The organism is Paenibacillus sp. FSL R5-192, assembly GCF_000517845.1.
GTDB classification, from domain to species: domain Bacteria; phylum Bacillota; class Bacilli; order Paenibacillales; family Paenibacillaceae; genus Paenibacillus; species Paenibacillus amylolyticus.
This window is the reverse complement of record NZ_ASPR01000024.1, coordinates 1-17,382: the sequence shown is the minus strand read 5'-3', so window position 1 is coordinate 17,382 and position 17,382 is coordinate 1. Positions and strand designations below refer to the sequence as shown.

Here is a 17,382-nt window from a genome sequence, read left to right as displayed (position 1 = left end):
GGAATACACAATGACCAATACAACAAGAACGTTTCCAGAAGATTTTCTATGGGGAGGAGCGATTGCTGCCAATCAGGCAGAAGGAGCGTGGAATGTGGATGGCAAAGGTCTGTCTACAGCCGACATTGCTATCTATCGAAAAGGTGTAGCCAAGAGTGAGTATAAAAAGCATAATGCGATCAATGAAGAACAGATCAAAACTGCGATGGAGTCTACCTCGGACAGAGAATATCCGAAACGCAGAGGCATTGATTTTTACCACCGCTATGAGGAGGATCTGGCCCTGTTTGGGGAGATGGGTCTCAAAACGTTGCGCTTATCTATTGCTTGGACCCGAATTTTCCCGAATGGCAACGAAACAGAGCCAAATGAAGCCGGTTTGCAGTTTTATGACCGCGTTATTGATGGCATGCTGAGACAAGGAATTGAACCTTTAATTACGTTGTCGCATTATGAGATGCCGATGTATCTGGTGAATCACCACGGTGGATGGACGGATCGGAAAGTCGTCGAGTATTTTGTTCACTTTTGTAAAACCGTGTTCACCCGTTATAAGGACAAAGTGAAGTATTGGATTACATTTAATGAAATTGACAGCATTGTTCGTCATCCGTTTACGAGTGGTGGTATTGTTCCGGAGCGATTCGAAAATTTGGAGCAGGCCGTATATCAGGGGTTGCACCATCAATTTGTAGCGAGTGCTCTCGCAGTGAAATACTGTCATGAGATCATTCCCGGTTCCCAGATCGGATGTATGCTTACCAAACTGACAACGTACGCTCATACATGTAATCCCGAAGACGTACTTGTTGCTTCCCGGGATAATCAATTCAATCTTATGTTTACGGACGTACAGGTGCGTGGAGCGTATCCGTACTTTACGAAGAGATTTTTTGCCGAAAAAGGGATTAACCTGGATATGCTTGAGGGGGATGAAGAGATTCTGAAAGTACACACTGTGGACTTTATCTCATTCAGTTATTATATGTCCCTGGTATCAAGTGTGGATGGCGACCGATTGGAGCAGGTGAGTGGCAATACAACTGGAGGGGTGAAGAACCCGTATCTGCAAACGAATGATTGGGGCTGGCAGATTGACCCGGTAGGTCTGCGCATCTCACTGAATGAACTGTATAGCCGTTATGAGGTACCTTTGTTCATCGTTGAAAATGGGATTGGAGCGGTAGACACGATTGAAGCTGATGGTAGCATTCAGGATGATTATCGTATTGATTACTTCCGTTCTCACATGGAACAGATGCATGAAGCGATTCTGGACGGTGTTGAACTTCTGGGCTATACCAGTTGGGGAGTAATTGATCTGATTAGTTATTCTTCTTCAGAGATGGAGAAACGATATGGCTTTATTTATGTAGATCAGGATAATGACGGCAATGGAACACTGGAGAGAAAACGCAAGAAGAGTTTCTATTGGTACAAAGATGTGATTGCGAATAACGGTTTGTAATACAGTAGTTGAACAAGTACTCTCTATAGAAGGCGTTGATATGATAACTTTCATTTCATAGCAGAAACTAGGAAAGCAGCTCTGGATTCAGGGCTGTTTTTTTATGTTCTAGATAAAAAGCATTGACAGCGCAGAGGCGGGAACGTAGTATAAGACTTATCTGATAATGATAATTGTTATCAATTGAAACCTCTGCGATGAACAGTGGTTTATTTGTCTTTCTCTCATTATAGGTTAAACCTATTACATCTATAGATATTATATCTTGGAACAATGAAGGACAGGGTGATATATTTATGTCATTCAAGAGCTTCACTTTTTAAAGAAAACAGAGGCTCTTCCAAGGACCGAACTTATAATGAGGTGAAAATGATGAGTAAAAAAACGATGTTTGAGAAAATTTGGGAAAATCACGTAATTCATCAAGAAGAAGGCAAACCAAGCATTCTGTATATCGATCTACATCTGGTGCACGAAGTAACTTCTCCACAGGCATTTGAAGGTCTTCGTCTCAGCGGACGTAAAGTTCGTCGCCCTGAACTGACATTTGCAACAATGGACCACAACGTTCCAACGAAAGACCGTTTCAACATTACAGATCCTATCTCCAAACAACAAATTGATACACTTTCGCAAAACTGCCGTGATTTCGGCGTGAAATTGTATGATCTGGACACGATTGATCAAGGCGTTGTACACGTTATGGGACCTGAACTGGGTCTGACTCACCCGGGTAAAACAATTGTATGTGGTGACAGTCATACGTCCACACACGGTGCGTTTGGCGCACTGGCATTCGGAATCGGAACAAGTGAAGTTGAGCATGTTATGGCAACTCAATGTTTGCAACAAGCAAAAGCCAAAACGATGGAAGTTCGTTTTGTCGGCAAACGTAACCCGGGTGTAACCGCAAAAGATATGATCCTCGCAGTCATCGCCAAATACGGTACAGACTTTGCAACAGGTTATGTTATTGAGTACACAGGTGAGTCCATTCGTGAGTTGAGCATGGAAGAGCGTATGACGGTCTGCAACATGTCCATCGAAGGTGGAGCAAGAGCAGGATTGATCGCTCCGGATGAAACAACATTTGAATATCTGCGTGGACGTGAATACGTACCAGCGGATGCGAAGTTTGATGAAGCTGTAGAGGGTTGGAAACAACTTGTAACCGATGAAGGTGCCGAGTTCGACCATATGGTTGAAATCGATGTGGAGACATTGATTCCGCAAGTAACTTGGGGAACAAGCCCTGGCATGGGAACCGACATTTCTTCGAAAGTTCCTGTTCCGGCTGAATTGCCTACAGAAAACGAACGTAAAGCGGCTGAAAAAGCGCTTGAATATATGGGACTTGAACCGGGAACACCAATCGCCGAGATTCCAATTGATTATGTATTTATCGGTTCTTGCACCAATGGTCGGATCGAAGATCTGCGTGCAGCAGCACAAGTGGCTAAAGGTCACACGGTATCCAGTCAGGTTACAGCAATTGTTGTACCAGGCTCAGGACGTGTTAAAATTCAGGCTGAACAAGAAGGTTTGGATAAAATCTTTACGGAAGCCGGATTTGAATGGCGTGATGCGGGATGCAGTATGTGTCTGGCGATGAACCCGGATGTATTGAAGCCAGGTCAACGTTGTGCTTCGACGTCCAACCGTAACTTTGAAGGACGCCAAGGACGCGGAGGACGTACGCATCTGGTATCTCCGGCAATGGCAGCAGCAGCAGCGGTTAAGGGCCACTTTGTGGACGTACGGGACTGGAATTTCAAAACAGAAGCAGCGATCTAATCTATAACAGACAGAAGGGAGAACGTTTAATATGGAAGAATTCAAAACATTACAAGGCATTGTTGCACCGGTAGACCGGGTCAATGTAGATACAGACGCAATCATTCCGAAACAGTTCCTGAAACGGATTGAACGTACCGGATTTGGACAATTTTTGTTCTATGAATGGCGTTTTGATGAAGAGGGCAACAATAATGCTTCCTTCGAAATGAACAAACCTCGTTATGAAGGGGCATCCATCCTGATCTCACGTGCCAATTTTGGCTGTGGATCATCCCGTGAGCATGCGCCATGGGCGATTTTGGACTATGGATTCCGTTGTGTCATCGCTCCATCTTATGCAGACATCTTCTATAATAACTGCTTTAAGAACGGAATCTTGCCAATCAAGTTGTCAGAAGAGCAAGTTGAAGACTTGTTCCAACGTACAGCGACACATGAAGGCTATGAGATGAATGTAAATCTGGAAAACAAAACGATTACTGATGCATACGGACTGCATATCGATTTTGATCTGGATGAGCACCGTCGTCAATTCCTGTTGCAAGGATTGGATGATATCGGTCTGACTCTTCAACATGATGATGAAATCGCTGCTTACGAACAACGCCACGCGGCAAAACTGTTCGGTTAATCGTTAAAGTATTGCATAACAGAAAGCTTCTGCTCGCCAAAGGGACCTTGTTCCCATCGGTGAGACAGAAGCTTTTTGTAATTTCAGAGCTAAATTAGCTTGATAAGTAGCTATACATAGAACTCCTGAATTTTCTTGGCCGAATACTTCAACAGATACAATAACAGCCGACTAAATAGAGAACCTAAAAATCGATTACTGAGGTAGCTCCAATGGGTCGTTTTTTGTATTCAGAAAATAGACATAGATATAACAAGCCAAATGCACGAAATTCACAAGTGACCATACCATAAGCCATATGATTGGAGTTGATAGCGTAGTCCAGATGCCAAACCAAGGCAGCACACGTCCTCCGCCGATAAACGTAACCAAGGGGGACAGAGATAAGAGAATTAGAACCGGGATCAGTCTACCGACCGTGATCATAATCAATTTGCTGATCGTTAGGCGGTGGTTGTTCCGAAGTATGCGAGAATAGCCGTAGATGCCCCATGCAAGCGTAGCGATGATCAGCGCAATCATGATCGTTTCCATATTCCGACCGTTTACAAAAGAGGTTTGGGGTTCCTGCCCCCTCATAATATCCGCTATTCCATCAATAAATGCCGAGTAATTCACATAAGCGTTTATACCAGAATTAAACATTACGGCAATGCCCATTTGCTCGTTCAAATAAACCTGTTCTTCGGACTTGTAGGTCCAGAAAATGCCGCTGTGGGAGATCGTTTGGCCGTTAGACGCATCTTGGTTTGCAAGCCAGCCCATGCCGTACGGACCGATCGCTCCTGAGGCATGATACTGTTTCATCAGCACAGGGGAAACGAGGCGGCCATTATATTGGGAAAGCATCCATAGGGACATGTCCTCTGCGGTTGAAACGATACCGGCGGGGCCCTCAATGAACCAAAGCGGTTCGGATTGACTTATAGCGCGTCCCAAGCTCAGGTAATGTCCTAGCGGGATAGTATTATTCTCATAGAATTGCTGCGTTGTACTGACACTGAAGGTATGGTTCATTCCTAGCGGTTCAAAAATATGTTTTTTCAGATAATCCGAAAAGCGCTCTCCGCTAACACTTTCCACGAGGTTCGCCAGCAGCACGTAATTGGGATTATGATAGCTGTAGGCAGTTCCGGGGATATGAGCAAGTTGAACTGTGTTTAATAATTGGTTCGCTTCAGCCAGTGATTGGAATTGCGGAGTCTTTGTCATATCGGGATTAATCTTGTCATTAAGACCACTCGTCTGATTCAGTAAATGACGGACCGTGATGTCAAGAACGCGGGGGTCCTGTGGAGAAAGCTCTGGAAAATAGGAAGCGTAAGTAGCATCCAAGTCGATCCGACTTTTGTCCACCAGCTGCAGAACAGCCAATGCAGTAAAGGACTTGCTTAGTGAAGCAATGGGAAAAGGGGTGTTGCCCGTAACCTTCTGGCCGTCCGCAAATGTCCCGTAGCCTTTTGCGTAAAAGACCTCATCGTTATTGGCAATCGCCAGTGAAGCAGCCTTAATGTAATTGGCCTTCATGCTCCGATTCATATATTCATCGATCTCCTGCAGAACTTCTGTCCTGTCTCTGGCTTCATTGGCGGATAACGGGGACGCCCACGCGGTACATAACAACAAACAGCTAATTGTGATATACATTCTTTTTTTCAGTTTTAGCATGATAACACTCCTTAAATTCAAGATAAGGAGATGTTATCAGATCATTTTCAACTATTTATCAACTTGGGTCCCAATACTTGCCGTGACGCTTCCACCTCCGTTAGGACCGTTTGCAATCTGAAGACTACCTTCATGTTTTTCGCAAAACACCTTGCAAACGTAAAGGCCCAGCCCGCGATGTTCGCTCGCATCCCATACTTCGCCTCGGTAAAAAGGGAGTATAGCCTTACTCAGGGCTTCGTCAGAGAAACCAGGACCGTCCTCTGAGACGGTAATCTTCATAATGCCTCCCTGAACGTCATATTGGACGTTCACTTGACTGGCTGCGTATCTCGCCCCATTAGCCACTATATTCTCGAAAATCTGCATGACGAGATAGGGATCTACATGTACTGAGGCATTATCATATTCCACGGATGAGACGAAACGTATACCGAACTGTTTCGCGATTTGTTCAGCGCTGCCATCCAGCAAAGCCGTCAATGAGATCGTATCCATCGATTGGAAGTTCAACGGCACATCCTCCAGCCTCTGAATGGAGTTCATGGCCTCTGCATAACTCTCCAGACGCAAGATGTGAAGGTTCATAGTATGGATCAAGTCCAGCACCTTTTCTTCCGACAACTTCTTCTCAGGAAGATAGGTGGAGAGAAGCTCGGCGTTTCCTTTTAACACGGACAGGGGTGTTCTCAGATCATGGGCAAAAATAGCATTGATCTGCTTGCGCTCTTCAACCGAACGCCAAAGTGTCTTAAGGTTTTTTTCCAATTGTGAGCGCATGTTTTCAAATAGCGTGATCAGCTCGCCCATCTCATCCTGGCTGTCATAGGAAATGCTGAAGTCTAGATCGTTGGCCGAAATGTTCTTGGATGCTCGTTTTAATAGCTCCAGCGGACGTTTTAGCTTCCATCTGTAAAATAGAACGGCCATGGTGACAATACCAGTCGCTACGGTGAGCAGAACCGCCGTGACGAGGGAGGGCATCACCCAATCCGTTTCTCCGAAACGCAGCCGCAGGTTCTCCGCCCAAGCAAACTCCAAAGTTATAACGGCAAGCACGGCAATGAGTGTGACCACACACAACAGCATAAAAGATTGTAGCAAGGACAATCGCTTTAAAAACAGGAGTCTAGTCATGAACTTGGCCATTTGTACCCTACTCCCCAAACGGTCTCGATTTGATTATCACAGCCGTATTCCTTTAATTTGTAGCGAATTCGCCGGATATGCTCTGCGATGACATTACTGTCACCTTGCTCGTCCATGCCCCAAATCTTTTCGTATATGCGTTCCTTTCCAAACACCATATCAGGATGCGTGGACAGCAATTCGACAATATCAAACTCTTTTTTGGGCAGTGAAATTCGTTTATCCAGGTAGTAGAGCTCTCTGGCCGTATAATCAATGACCAATTCATTGTTAAACCTTACCGAAGATTTAGTTTGGATTCGTTGTTCCCTGCGTATATGTGCTTCGACCCTGGCGCCCAACTCGCGAATGCTGAAAGGTTTCAGGATATAGTCATCGCCTCCGGCACGAAATCCCGCTATTTTATCAGCATCTTCGATTCGAGCCGTTAAGAATAAGATCGGGCAAGAGACAAAGTCGCGAATTTTTTCACATAATTGAAGGCCGTTCTGTTCAGGCATGTTGATATCTAACAAAACGAGATCGGGTTGTTTTTCCACTTTCCGCAGCGCTTCACGGCTGTCCTTGGCCGTCATCACGGAATAACCGTTAATTTCAAAATAATCAGTCAGTAGCTTTCGAAGATCTGCTTCATCGTCCACGATCAGTATTTTAGGCATCAAGGCTCAGTCTCCTGTATTCAAGTATTTGAACTCAGCATAGCAAAAATGGATAAGAAATGTAATTTTCATATAATTTCGGGTACTGGACGAATGGAGAAAGTAACCTTTTTGCTACTCAGTTTCCGACTAAATATGACAACGTTGTAACCGGATGATCAGACAATATCTGATAAACTGATTAGTAGATTATGGAAGGTTACATATTGTCATTGATGTTACGCTGCAGAGAATCAGGTCGGATGTTCAAAAGACAAAAAGAATGGTGGATGAGGTATGAAAAAATGGTCGGCAGCAGTCGTTTTTCTTCTGTTCCTATGTTTATTCCCAATCATGGCCCATGCAGACACCACGCCCTCGATTGTACTCGACGGTGTAACCATTAACCAGCAGACGGGTGCACCTGCAGAGAATATTGGGAAAACGGTCATGGTTCCAATTCGAATTGTATCCGAGAACCTGGGTTATAAGGTGAAGTGGGAGAAGGAAACTCAGTCAGTCCAGGTTCAAAAAGGAAACAGCATGATTCAAATGACGGCTGGCAAAGATGCAGCTACAGTGAATGGAAACGTGGTGAACTTGGATTCGCCCCCACTGATCAAACAGGGAACTACGCTTGTTCCGTTACGCTTTGTTGGGGAAGGCATGGGTCTGCGTGTTGGCTGGGACAATGGAACCAAGACAGTAAGCCTATTTAGTATTCCTCCCGTAGTTGAAACGGAAGGTGACAGTGACCCCGTCGAGGCACCTGTCCCGGATGGTTTGACAGAGCTTCAAGGCATCAGCTTCAGCGGAGATCGCTTGATTGTAGCAACAAACGGTAATATTCGCCCCAAAGTATCCAGTATTGGTGGGCCAGACCGAATTATTGTTGATCTGCCTTCAGCGACATTTTCTGAGGAATTCATTCAGGGACAAGCCTCTAACCCGGATGGGAGTGGACAGATTCTCGTTACGGATTCATCCATAGTTTCCAAAGTTCGGTATGCCATGTTCAGTAAATCGCCTTCTACCGTGCGTGTCGTTCTGGATCTGAATCAGACGGCTACAGCCAAATGGTCTGTTGGAGATAACAATGTCTTGCTCGTTGACCTGACAGCCACGAGTGGAGAACCGACAAGCCAACCGGCAGTACCTACCAATGATGGCAAAACGATTGTGGTCATTGATCCGGGACATGGTGGTCGTCAATCGGGTGCAGTGAGTTTGTCAGGAGCTTATGAGAAGGATTTCAATCTGGCTGTAGGACTGAAGGTACAGGCAACCCTTCAAAAATACCCAAATATTCAAACGGTCATTACACGCCAGGATGATACAGAACTTTCGCTCAAACAGCGTGTGGATATTGCAGAATTGAATCAGGCAGATGTTTTTGTATCCATTCATGGAAACAAATTCACTACACCGGTACCAAACGGCATTGAAACGCTCTACAGTCGTAAAGAAAGCAAAACTTTGGCTGACACTCTTCACAAATATGTGTTACCGGTAACAGGACTCAAGGATCGTGGGGTTAAAACGGCTAGTCTGCATGTGACGCGTGAAACAACCATGCCTGCTGTGTTACTTGAACTTGGTTTTCTAAGTAACCCTACAGATGAAGCAGTCATGCTCACGGAAGAATACCAGGACAAATGTGCACAGGCGATTGTGGACGGAATTGTTGAATTTTTGGGACTGTAAATTGAATTGTGCGCAAATATGAAGGTTAGGGTATTACGTTGTTTAGAGATGTATATTTGATAAATAAGGAAAAAAGAAGACATTAAAATGTAAAAAAAGCTTGATCTGACAACGTTTTTTTTCTGTTATGTTGGAATATATTCGCAACTTTTGAGAGCGAGGGGCGTCTAATAGGTGTCTGGTAATGCCCAAGCGGTCAGTCGGAGTTGGAAAATGACAACATGCGGCAAAAAAATATGAGAATGGTAGGGGTGAAGGATGAAGAAGTTCGGTTTTTTGGTACTGTTATTTGTCTTTGGGCTCGTATTCCCGGGCTATAGTCACGCAGCAACAGACACGAAAATTATCCTAGACGGTAAAGAAATCGTACAGCCATCGGATACAAAAGCGGAAATTATCAACAGCAAGGTGATGGTTCCGATCCGGGTTGTGTCCGAAAATCTTGGATATAGCGTGGAGTGGAAGCAGCAAACTCAAACAGTGACTATTAGCAAAGACAACACTGCCATGCAGATGATTGTTGGACAGAAGACGGCAACGGTGAACGGCAGTAACGTAAACTTGGATGCCCCGCCACTCGTGAAAAATGGTACTACGCTCGTACCTCTCCGATTTATTGGTGAGGAAATGGGTCTTAAGGTGGGTTGGAACAATACCACGAAGACGGTAACATTAGTTACCCAGAATTCAGGTTCCGGAAACGGGACAACCACACCTCCGAACTCTGGCAATGAAGGCGGAGGATCGGATCAAGAAGGTCTTGTACTGGTGAACGGCATCAGCTTCAGCGACAACCGCTTCATGATTGCAACAAGCGGAAGTACGAAGCCGAACGTCTTCACGATGACAGGACCAGATCGAATCGTTATAGACTTGCCGAATACCGCATTTGCTGATTCGTTCAGTGAAGGACAGGCTCTAGACAGCAACCAGAATGGACAACTCGTCGTTAGCGGTTATCCGGATGTGTCGAAGATTCGTTACTCGTTATACAGCAACAGTCCATCTACAATTCGTTTTGTAATCGATCTGTCCAGTTCAAAAGGGTACAGTGTGCAAAATGATTCCGGACTGGTTATGATTAACCTCGACAATCAAAGTGGTACACCTGCTCCTCCAGTTGGTAATAATGGCAAAAAAGTTGTCGTTATCGATGCAGGTCACGGAGATCAGGATCCTGGGGCAATCGGTGTAACTGGTAAACGTGAAAAAGACTTCAATCTGGCAATGGCTCTGAAAGTGGAGGCCTTGTTGAAAAAAGAATCCAAAATTGACGTTGTGTTAACGCGCAGCGATGATACATTTTTGGCATTGAAAGAACGTGTGAAGATTGCACAAGACATAAAAGCGGATATTTTCATCTCCATTCATGCTAACAGTGGCCCTGCTGCTGCGAACGGTGTAGAGACATTCTATACACGCTCCAACAGCAAAGCACTTGCTACAGTGATGCACAAGTATCTTTTACAGTCTTCCGGACTGAAAGATCGTGGAGTGAAAACGGCAAGTCTCCATGTGACCCGTGAAACGACAATGCCAGCAGTTCTGCTGGAAGGTGGATTCCTTAGCAATAAGAGTGACGAAGCAGCCCTGTTCACTGAGAGTTTCCAGAAAAGTGTTGCCAAAGGGATTGTTGCAGGAATCAAGGAGTATCTGGGAATTAAATAAGGGACAAGCCCTTATGTTGAGGAGGCGGAGTTAGAATGAACAAGAAAATATGGATTGCAGCCTTGCTGGTAACGGTTATGGCAGTTGCTGCTGGATGTGGAAGCAAGCCAACAGCTGCTCCGAATCAGACGCAAGGCGCAGGAACTGAAAACAATGTAACCGAGGTTGAAGGTGAAACAATTACCGAACCGGTAACTGCTGAGCCTGAAGAGAATACAACGCCTACAGAATCCACGGAGGAAGGCAGCTCAGAGGAAGCGACTACAACTACTCCGCCAAGCGAAACGTCTACGGAGAAGCCGGCAACTTCCGAAAGTAATGAAAAGAAAACAATCACTGTATTCTATACGGATGAAGAAGAACTGGAGTTGCACAAAGCTTCGGCAGAGATTTCATACGCATCGGATGATGCCAAATATAAAGCTGCCTTTGAATCACTGCAACAGAGCAAAGACGCTAAACTGGTTCCGCTGTGGTCTAAAGAAATTGAATTGAAGTCTGTTCAGTTCAAGGATGGAGCTCTTACGCTGGATATTCATATGCCAGATACGGCTCGTCTTGGAGCAGGTGGAGAGTCTTATGCGCTGGATGCTCTAAAACAAACGTTCTTCCAGTTTGATGAAGTAAAATCACTTGATTTACTGGTGGATGGTCAGCAGACAGAGAGTTTGATGGGCCATGTGGATCTTGAACATCCAATGACAAGATCCGAATAGGCTGTACAGCATACTGTTGTACCGTGAATCCACGGAATATGGGTCGTTTTACATGAGAGAGGGGAATCATAGGTGACTTTTAAATATAACCATACATCACACTCTAAAAAAGTAGTATCAGCCGTGCTTGCAGGCATGATGGCCCTTAGCGCCGGCGGAGCTGCCATGGCAGCAGAATCAACAGAAACGGGGCAGGGTCAGACTGCTGCAATAACAAATACGGCTGCACCAACTGGTTTGTTCAGTGACATCAAGGTCGGATACTGGGCTGAGAAACATGTGTACAAACTGGCATATCAAGGTATTCTTCTCGGTAACAACGGCCTGTTCCGTCCAGGAGACGCGGTAACACAGCAAGAAGCTGTAACGATGGCAATCCGTTTTATGAATCAAGAGGGCCAGTTGAATACCGACACGGCGGCGGCATTACCGACAAACATGGAAGTGGGAAATTATTTCAAGCCATATGTCGCGCTGGCACTTCAACTGGGACTGATTGACAAAACGGAAGAATCAACGGTGGATGTATCCAAGACCTCCTGGGGTCAAAAACCAGCTTCACGGGAATGGATTACGAAATTGTTAATCCGTTCATTGGACAAGGATGCTGAAGCGAAGGCACAAAACAATCAATCTACCGGATTTGCTGATAATGCAAGTATTTCCGAAAGTGGTAAAGGTTATGTCAATCTGGCTGTTAGCCTGGATCTGGCCAAAGGTGTGGAAGGCAACAAATTCAATCCAACTGGTTCCGTAACCCGTGCTCAACTGGCTACCTTCTTCAGTCGTGGTGAATCGTTAACGGATACAACGTACCCGAACACATCCACGGGTTATGTGACAGGATTGAAAGATGGGCAGATCACGCTGGTTGTGGACGGCAAAGCCGTTAACTTCGCAGTGAACAGCAGTACGCCTTACTTTACGAAAGACAGTGAAACTCGTGCTTCCGCCACAGATGTGAAGCTGTACACGAAAGTTATGATTGTAGGTTCTGCAGGTGGGGCTTCCTATGTGGAAGTTGTTGATGCTACACCGCAGGTGGAAAGTGTTGAAGGTACATTTGCACGTTCATTGTCTGGTAATAAAATTGGTATCTTTGTGGGCGAGAATTACGAAACGTACAGTTATGATGAGGCAACTGCATTCATCGATCAGAATGGTAATGCAATCAAACTGTCCGATATTACGGCAGATAGCATCATCGAAGTTCAGCGTGAGACGTTCTCGGCTGACAAAAAAACAGTCGCTATTCGTGTGAAATCCGGCATTGTTAACAAGAGTGACAATGGCGTAGTTGCTGAAGTATCCACTTCTGGCAAAACGATCAAACTTGTCAATGCAGCGGGTGCAACAGAGCAGTTTGCATACAATGACAATCTGCTTATCACATATCAAAACCGTATCATGTCAGTGGCTGATCTCAAAGCCGGCAGTGCCGTGAAATACACCGTAAAGGACAGTGTTTTGCAAACTATCACATTGTCTCAAGGTGTGGAGCAATCTGTGCGAGGAACATTGGTTGAGATCGGTGGCAACCAGTCCACGTTAACGTTCAAACGTGAAGGGGGTTCCCTTGAGGCGAAACTGCTGACTGAAAAGCCAGAAGTCATTATCAATGGCATTCAGGATGCAACGCTGAATGATCTCATCACGGATGCAACGAACGGGGATCAGGTGGAGTTGACATTGAACTCTGACGACCAGGTAACGCGTATTCAGGTGATTGGACGTCAAATGGAACCTATGAACGGAGTAACGGTTGTATCTTACAACAGCAAAACAAAGGTACTTACCGTGTTGGACAACAACAAGAAACCGTTTGTATTTACATTGGATGAGAAAACCAAACTGGATTACAATACGACGAAACCTACACTCGCTGGTCTGGAGTCGATTTTAAATGATGGTCGCAAATTGGATCTGACCTATGTGGGAACACGTGCGTTGTCCGTTAAAGTGATTTACAAGTATGAAGGTACGATCAGCAACATTGACACAACGGGCAGAAAAATCAGTGTGTTGTCTGGTAATCAGACGATTACAGTGCCTTATAGTACAGCACCTACGGTTGAGATCTATAACAAATCGGGCGCAAGTCTGGGAGATTTGAAGATTGGTGACAAAGTGACCGTAACGCTTGGAGCAAATCAGGATGTAGTGCAGAAGGTTGCACTGAACACTGTGGCTCAATTCGAAGTGGTTGCCTTGGAAGCAAATAGTCGTATTCGAGTAAAATCCGATCTGTTGACAAGTCAGTTCTACGTGGATCAAGCCGTACTGACAGGAGAAAGTGGTCAGACGATCACGCCTTCACAACTGACAGCAGGCAACCTGATTAATGTAACGTTTGAAGGAGCTACGCCAAAAGCGGTTCAAGTCGTGAAGCGTACGCTGGCTGAAGTTACAGCGGTAGATGCTTCATCTGTAACGCTCAAACAGTTTAACGGCCAGACTGAAACCGTGCCTGTTAGCGGTTCTGTTAAAGTCGTAAAATCTGGCTCCACATTAACTTCACTGACTAGTCTTACGGTCGGAGATCGTGTGGAAATGACAAAAGATACGGATAATTCCACACGCTTCAGAGTACTAACTGTCATGAGCAAACAATTCTGGTCTTATGATGGCGTGGGTAACCAGATTTTGGTTAAACGGGAAACGACAGCAGACACAAACTATCGTTTTGCACTCGGATCAAGTGTATTTGTTCACCAGGGTGACAATACTTTAAGCGTGCAATCTCTCAGAGATAATGATAATATTGTATTGTATCTCCTGAACAATGTTATTCTGGAGATTCAAAAACAGTAATCGTTTCTTTTCGAGGATCAAAAGAATGACCGTCTTGATACGGGATCTTTCCCGCATCAAGACGTTTTTTTTGCAAGCTTTTTGAGGTCCCCGCAAAGTACTCGGATGAAGCTTCGAAGTAAGGCTCCGCAGAGTGGAGTCATTTTGTGGGAGGTAGCTCTTCATGAATGCAGCGACGGTTAGACATATACTCGAAACTATGGAAGCAATGTTTCCTGATGCACATTGCGAATTAAATCACAGCAATGCATTTGAATTGACGGTAGCTGTCCTTTTGTCTGCCCAGTGCACCGATGAAACGGTGAACAAGGTAACCGCAGATCTGTTCCAGAAGTACAGAAGCCCAGCAGATTATCTGGCAGTTCCTCTCGAAGAGTTGGAACAGGATATTCGGCGAATCGGTTTGTACCGGAACAAGGCCAAGCATATTCAGAACATGTGCCGAATTTTAATAGAGCAGTATGGCGGTGATGTACCGCAGGAACATGATCAGCTTGTGACGCTACCAGGTGTCGGGCGGAAAACCGCGAATGTAGTTGTTTCCAATGCGTTTGGAGTACCGGCAATTGCGGTAGATACTCATGTTGAACGTGTATCCAAGCGGCTGGCGCTTGCAGGTTGGGATGACTCCGTACTTGAAGTCGAAAAGAAACTAATGAAGCGCGTACCCCGGGACGAGTGGACTTTAACTCACCACCGGTTTATATTTTTTGGACGCTACCATTGCAAGGCACAGAACCCTGCGTGTCATATCTGTCCATTGCTGGACATATGCAGGGAAGGGAAAAAACGTATGAAAACGTCCCAAATCAGGAAAGATAAGGAACGTGTCACCACCCGAAAACGAAAAATAAATTAATGAGCAGAAAAGGATGAATAATCATGAAATGCATTTCCGTGTACACTGACAATTTTGAGGCCTTCTCCGATATCTTTGAACAAATCGTTGAACAGGAAATGGCTGAAAATGAAGAAAAAGAAGTAGAAGGCATCACAGTAAGCCACTCTGGCGACGTGCCTGAACATTATCTGGAGCGTATGTCCGTTAAACCAGAAGTTGTTGTTATGAGAGACAAAGGCAGAGACATTACAATTCTGCAACATGGACAAGTATTTGAAATCTTGCTGCCTTCCATGGAGAACGCAGTTTCATAAGAAGTGGTTACACTATTGTTTCTGTTGTATTAATGTCATGAGGATCGTTGTGGTTAAGGTGATCACATCGCATTCATGCAACAGACACTTGGCGTAAGCATTTGCTAAATACCGAGTATAAAACGTATTACAGATAAAACCGACTTGTTCGGTTTTATTTTTTTTAGATTATAGAACTTATACGTCCATTTATGTATATTCAATTCCAACCGTTCAAATTCAAACTTGATAATGTTAAAATAAATGTTGTAAAAGAGATAGACGTCGAAACGGATGTCAAATTAGAGGAGCCAGGGGGAAGGCCAGTCATGTCCAGAACAGATTACCCAAAAGAAATGGCCAAACCTCTGCTTCCGCTGCGTGAAGCGATGGAGCAGACAGGGGACCATACAGCTGTACAGGCTATAACGGATTTAATCAGCAAGGCGGAAATGAAACATCTGACGATTGCGTTCTGTGGTCATTTCTCTGCAGGAAAATCGAGTCTCATCAACAGTTTATGCGGTAAGCGGGTGTTGCCTTCAAGTCCCGTGCCAACAAGTGCAAATGTGGTATCCATACGTAATGGTAAGCCAAGAGCGCTTATTTATACTACTCCAAACGTAAGCGCTGACAATGGAACAGGAACACTTGAAGTTTCTCCAGAGGAATTGGAGGCGTATTGCAAAAATGGTGGAGCTTACAGCTCAATTGAGGTATGGGATGATATTCCTCTGCTGAAAGATGATGCTGTCCTGCTGGATACACCAGGTGTGGATTCAACAGATCGCGGACATAGTCTCGCAACCCATTCAGCGCTCCATCTGGCGGATGTGGTGTTCTATGTCATGGACTATAACCATGTTCAGTCCGAGACCAACCTTTCATTTGCCAAGAGTCTGTCGGATTGGGGCAAACCGTTGTTTTTGATCGTGAACCAGATCGACAAGCATCGGGAGCGTGAGCTCTCTTTTGACCAATATACCGAAGGTGTCGAAGCTATATTTGCGGCCTGGGAAGTCAGATATGACGGACTGTTGTTTACTTCCCTCCGCGACAAGCAGCATCGCTACAACCAGTGGGATGTGCTTCCGGAACTCATTGGACACATGATGCAAGAGAAGGAAGCGTTAATTACGCACAGTTTGGCAAGTTCGGCCAGTCATGTAACGGAGCAACACTTGACGAGAGAAGCCGAGAAACGTGAAGACGAAGAGAATTCCCTGCTGGATGAGATTGGTGGCAAGGAAGGAATTGAACGCTTGGAACGAGAGCTGGAGCTTCTCGATCAACAAGCAGCAGACATTCGTACCGGGCCTTCGCGAGTGCGTGAGAAATTCCGGGCAGAGCTGGAACCTCTTCTGGCAAATGCAAATCTTACTCCTGCGGATATTCGTACGTCGGCTGCCGCCTATTTGGAGAGCCGCAAACCGGGCTTCCGGGTGGGTTTATTGTTCTCAGGTGGCAAAACCGAGCAGGAGAAACAACGTCGTGCTACTGAACTGGTGCGGTTATTGCAGGATCAGGCTTCCGGACAAGTTGAGGTACATATTCGTACAATGCTTAGACAGCTGGGTGAATCCCATCAGCTATGGGGAGCGGAGTGGGAGCAAGCGCTTAATACGGAGCTGCCAGCTGTAGATGAAGCACTATTGGAGATGAAACGCAGTGCCAGTGCAGAGGTATCTCCAGAGTATGTGATTCAGTTCAGCAAAGATGTGCGGGGCGAGATTGAGGCCCGCTATCGCAGGTCGGCCATGATGCTGGTCGACCGCATGCTGGAGGCGCTGGCAGCGCGAGGCGAAGCCGCGCTTCAGGCGCTGGACGCCAGCCGCGCAGCGCTGCTGGCGCAGTCCGCGGCGGCGGCGCGCTACACGGCGCTCCAGCGCAGCGCCGCCGCAGAGGCAGCAGGGCTGCGCAGCCTGCTGCCCGATGCGGGCCCCCTCCCCTCCGGGCTATTGCCGGAGGTGAAGGGCCCGCACGTGCCCGCGGTGCCTG

Annotated in this window: 13 protein-coding genes; 10 read left to right on the top strand and 3 right to left on the bottom strand. The window is 45.8% G+C overall.

Annotation, left to right across the window (positions count from 1 at the left end; all coding sequences use genetic code 11):
• Positions 1-10: 10 nt before the first annotated feature.
• From C161_RS18715 to leuD, 3 genes are all read left to right on the top strand, one after another.
• Positions 11-1,468 (top strand): glycoside hydrolase family 1 protein, encoded by a 1,458-nt coding sequence (locus C161_RS18715; protein ID WP_036671967.1) that lies wholly within the window; start codon positions 11-13, stop codon positions 1,466-1,468.
• A 372-nt stretch (positions 1,469-1,840) separates the two neighbouring features.
• Complete coding sequence (leuC, locus tag C161_RS18710; protein ID WP_036671965.1) at positions 1,841-3,262, top strand: 3-isopropylmalate dehydratase large subunit; 1,422 nt, start codon at positions 1,841-1,843, stop codon at positions 3,260-3,262.
• A 31-nt stretch (positions 3,263-3,293) separates the two neighbouring features.
• Positions 3,294-3,896 (top strand): 3-isopropylmalate dehydratase small subunit, encoded by a 603-nt coding sequence (gene leuD / locus C161_RS18705; protein ID WP_036607574.1) that lies wholly within the window; start codon positions 3,294-3,296, stop codon positions 3,894-3,896.
• Positions 3,897-4,091: 195 nt separating this feature from the next.
• Here leuD and C161_RS18700 read toward each other — a convergent pair whose 3' ends face one another.
• The 3 genes from C161_RS18700 to C161_RS18690 are packed head-to-tail and all read right to left on the bottom strand — an operon-like array spanning position 4,092 to position 7,372.
• A complete protein-coding gene (locus C161_RS18700) occupies positions 4,092-5,564 on the bottom strand; it encodes a serine hydrolase domain-containing protein (protein ID WP_051449810.1) in 1,473 nt (490 codons plus the stop codon).
• Between the two features lie 51 nt (positions 5,565-5,615).
• Positions 5,616-6,653 (bottom strand): HAMP domain-containing sensor histidine kinase, encoded by a 1,038-nt coding sequence (locus tag C161_RS18695; RefSeq protein WP_235193859.1) that lies wholly within the window; start codon positions 6,651-6,653, stop codon positions 5,616-5,618.
• Between the two features lie 44 nt (positions 6,654-6,697).
• Positions 6,698-7,372, bottom strand: a complete 675-nt coding sequence (locus C161_RS18690) for a response regulator transcription factor (protein ID WP_036607568.1) — start codon at positions 7,370-7,372, stop codon at positions 6,698-6,700.
• A 276-nt stretch (positions 7,373-7,648) separates the two neighbouring features.
• Between C161_RS18690 and C161_RS18685 the strand changes: the two genes are divergently transcribed.
• From C161_RS18685 to C161_RS18655, 7 genes are all read left to right on the top strand, one after another.
• Positions 7,649-9,055, top strand: a complete 1,407-nt coding sequence (locus tag C161_RS18685; protein WP_036671961.1) for an N-acetylmuramoyl-L-alanine amidase family protein — start codon at positions 7,649-7,651, stop codon at positions 9,053-9,055.
• Positions 9,056-9,313: 258 nt separating this feature from the next.
• Positions 9,314-10,723, top strand: coding sequence for an N-acetylmuramoyl-L-alanine amidase family protein (locus C161_RS18680; protein WP_036671959.1), 1,410 nt, complete (start codon positions 9,314-9,316; stop codon positions 10,721-10,723).
• Positions 10,724-10,758: 35 nt separating this feature from the next.
• Positions 10,759-11,439 carry a GerMN domain-containing protein gene (locus C161_RS18675; protein ID WP_036671957.1) on the top strand — a complete coding sequence of 227 codons (681 nt, stop codon included), beginning with the start codon at positions 10,759-10,761 and terminating at the stop codon, positions 11,437-11,439.
• A 72-nt stretch (positions 11,440-11,511) separates the two neighbouring features.
• Positions 11,512-14,250, top strand: a complete 2,739-nt coding sequence (locus tag C161_RS18670) for an S-layer homology domain-containing protein (RefSeq protein WP_036671955.1) — start codon at positions 11,512-11,514, stop codon at positions 14,248-14,250.
• Positions 14,251-14,413: 163 nt separating this feature from the next.
• Entirely contained in the window at positions 14,414-15,109 is a 696-nt protein-coding gene (nth, locus tag C161_RS18665; RefSeq protein WP_036607558.1) for an endonuclease III, read from the top strand.
• 23 nt (positions 15,110-15,132) lie between these two features.
• The gene (locus tag C161_RS18660; RefSeq protein ID WP_017687779.1) at positions 15,133-15,405 is read left to right on the top strand and encodes a hypothetical protein; all 273 of its coding nucleotides are present in this window, start codon (positions 15,133-15,135) and stop codon (positions 15,403-15,405) included.
• Positions 15,406-15,713: 308 nt separating this feature from the next.
• Positions 15,714-17,382 (top strand): dynamin family protein (locus C161_RS18655; protein ID WP_200869430.1); only part of this gene is annotated, 1,669 nt, incomplete at its 3' end.

Coding starts and splice junctions, on each gene's coding strand:
- C161_RS18715 (WP_036671967.1), top strand. CDS start 11: ATGACCAATACAACAAGAACGTTTCCAGAAGATTTTCTATGGGGAGGA.
- leuC (WP_036671965.1), top strand. CDS start 1,841: ATGAGTAAAAAAACGATGTTTGAGAAAATTTGGGAAAATCACGTAATT.
- leuD (WP_036607574.1), top strand. CDS start 3,294: ATGGAAGAATTCAAAACATTACAAGGCATTGTTGCACCGGTAGACCGG.
- C161_RS18700 (WP_051449810.1), bottom strand. CDS start 5,564: ATGCTAAAACTGAAAAAAAGAATGTATATCACAATTAGCTGTTTGTTG.
- C161_RS18695 (WP_235193859.1), bottom strand. CDS start 6,653: ATGCTGTTGTGTGTGGTCACACTCATTGCCGTGCTTGCCGTTATAACT.
- C161_RS18690 (WP_036607568.1), bottom strand. CDS start 7,372: ATGCCTAAAATACTGATCGTGGACGATGAAGCAGATCTTCGAAAGCTA.
- C161_RS18685 (WP_036671961.1), top strand. CDS start 7,649: ATGAAAAAATGGTCGGCAGCAGTCGTTTTTCTTCTGTTCCTATGTTTA.
- C161_RS18680 (WP_036671959.1), top strand. CDS start 9,314: ATGAAGAAGTTCGGTTTTTTGGTACTGTTATTTGTCTTTGGGCTCGTA.
- C161_RS18675 (WP_036671957.1), top strand. CDS start 10,759: ATGAACAAGAAAATATGGATTGCAGCCTTGCTGGTAACGGTTATGGCA.
- nth (WP_036607558.1), top strand. CDS start 14,414: ATGAATGCAGCGACGGTTAGACATATACTCGAAACTATGGAAGCAATG.
- C161_RS18660 (WP_017687779.1), top strand. CDS start 15,133: ATGAAATGCATTTCCGTGTACACTGACAATTTTGAGGCCTTCTCCGAT.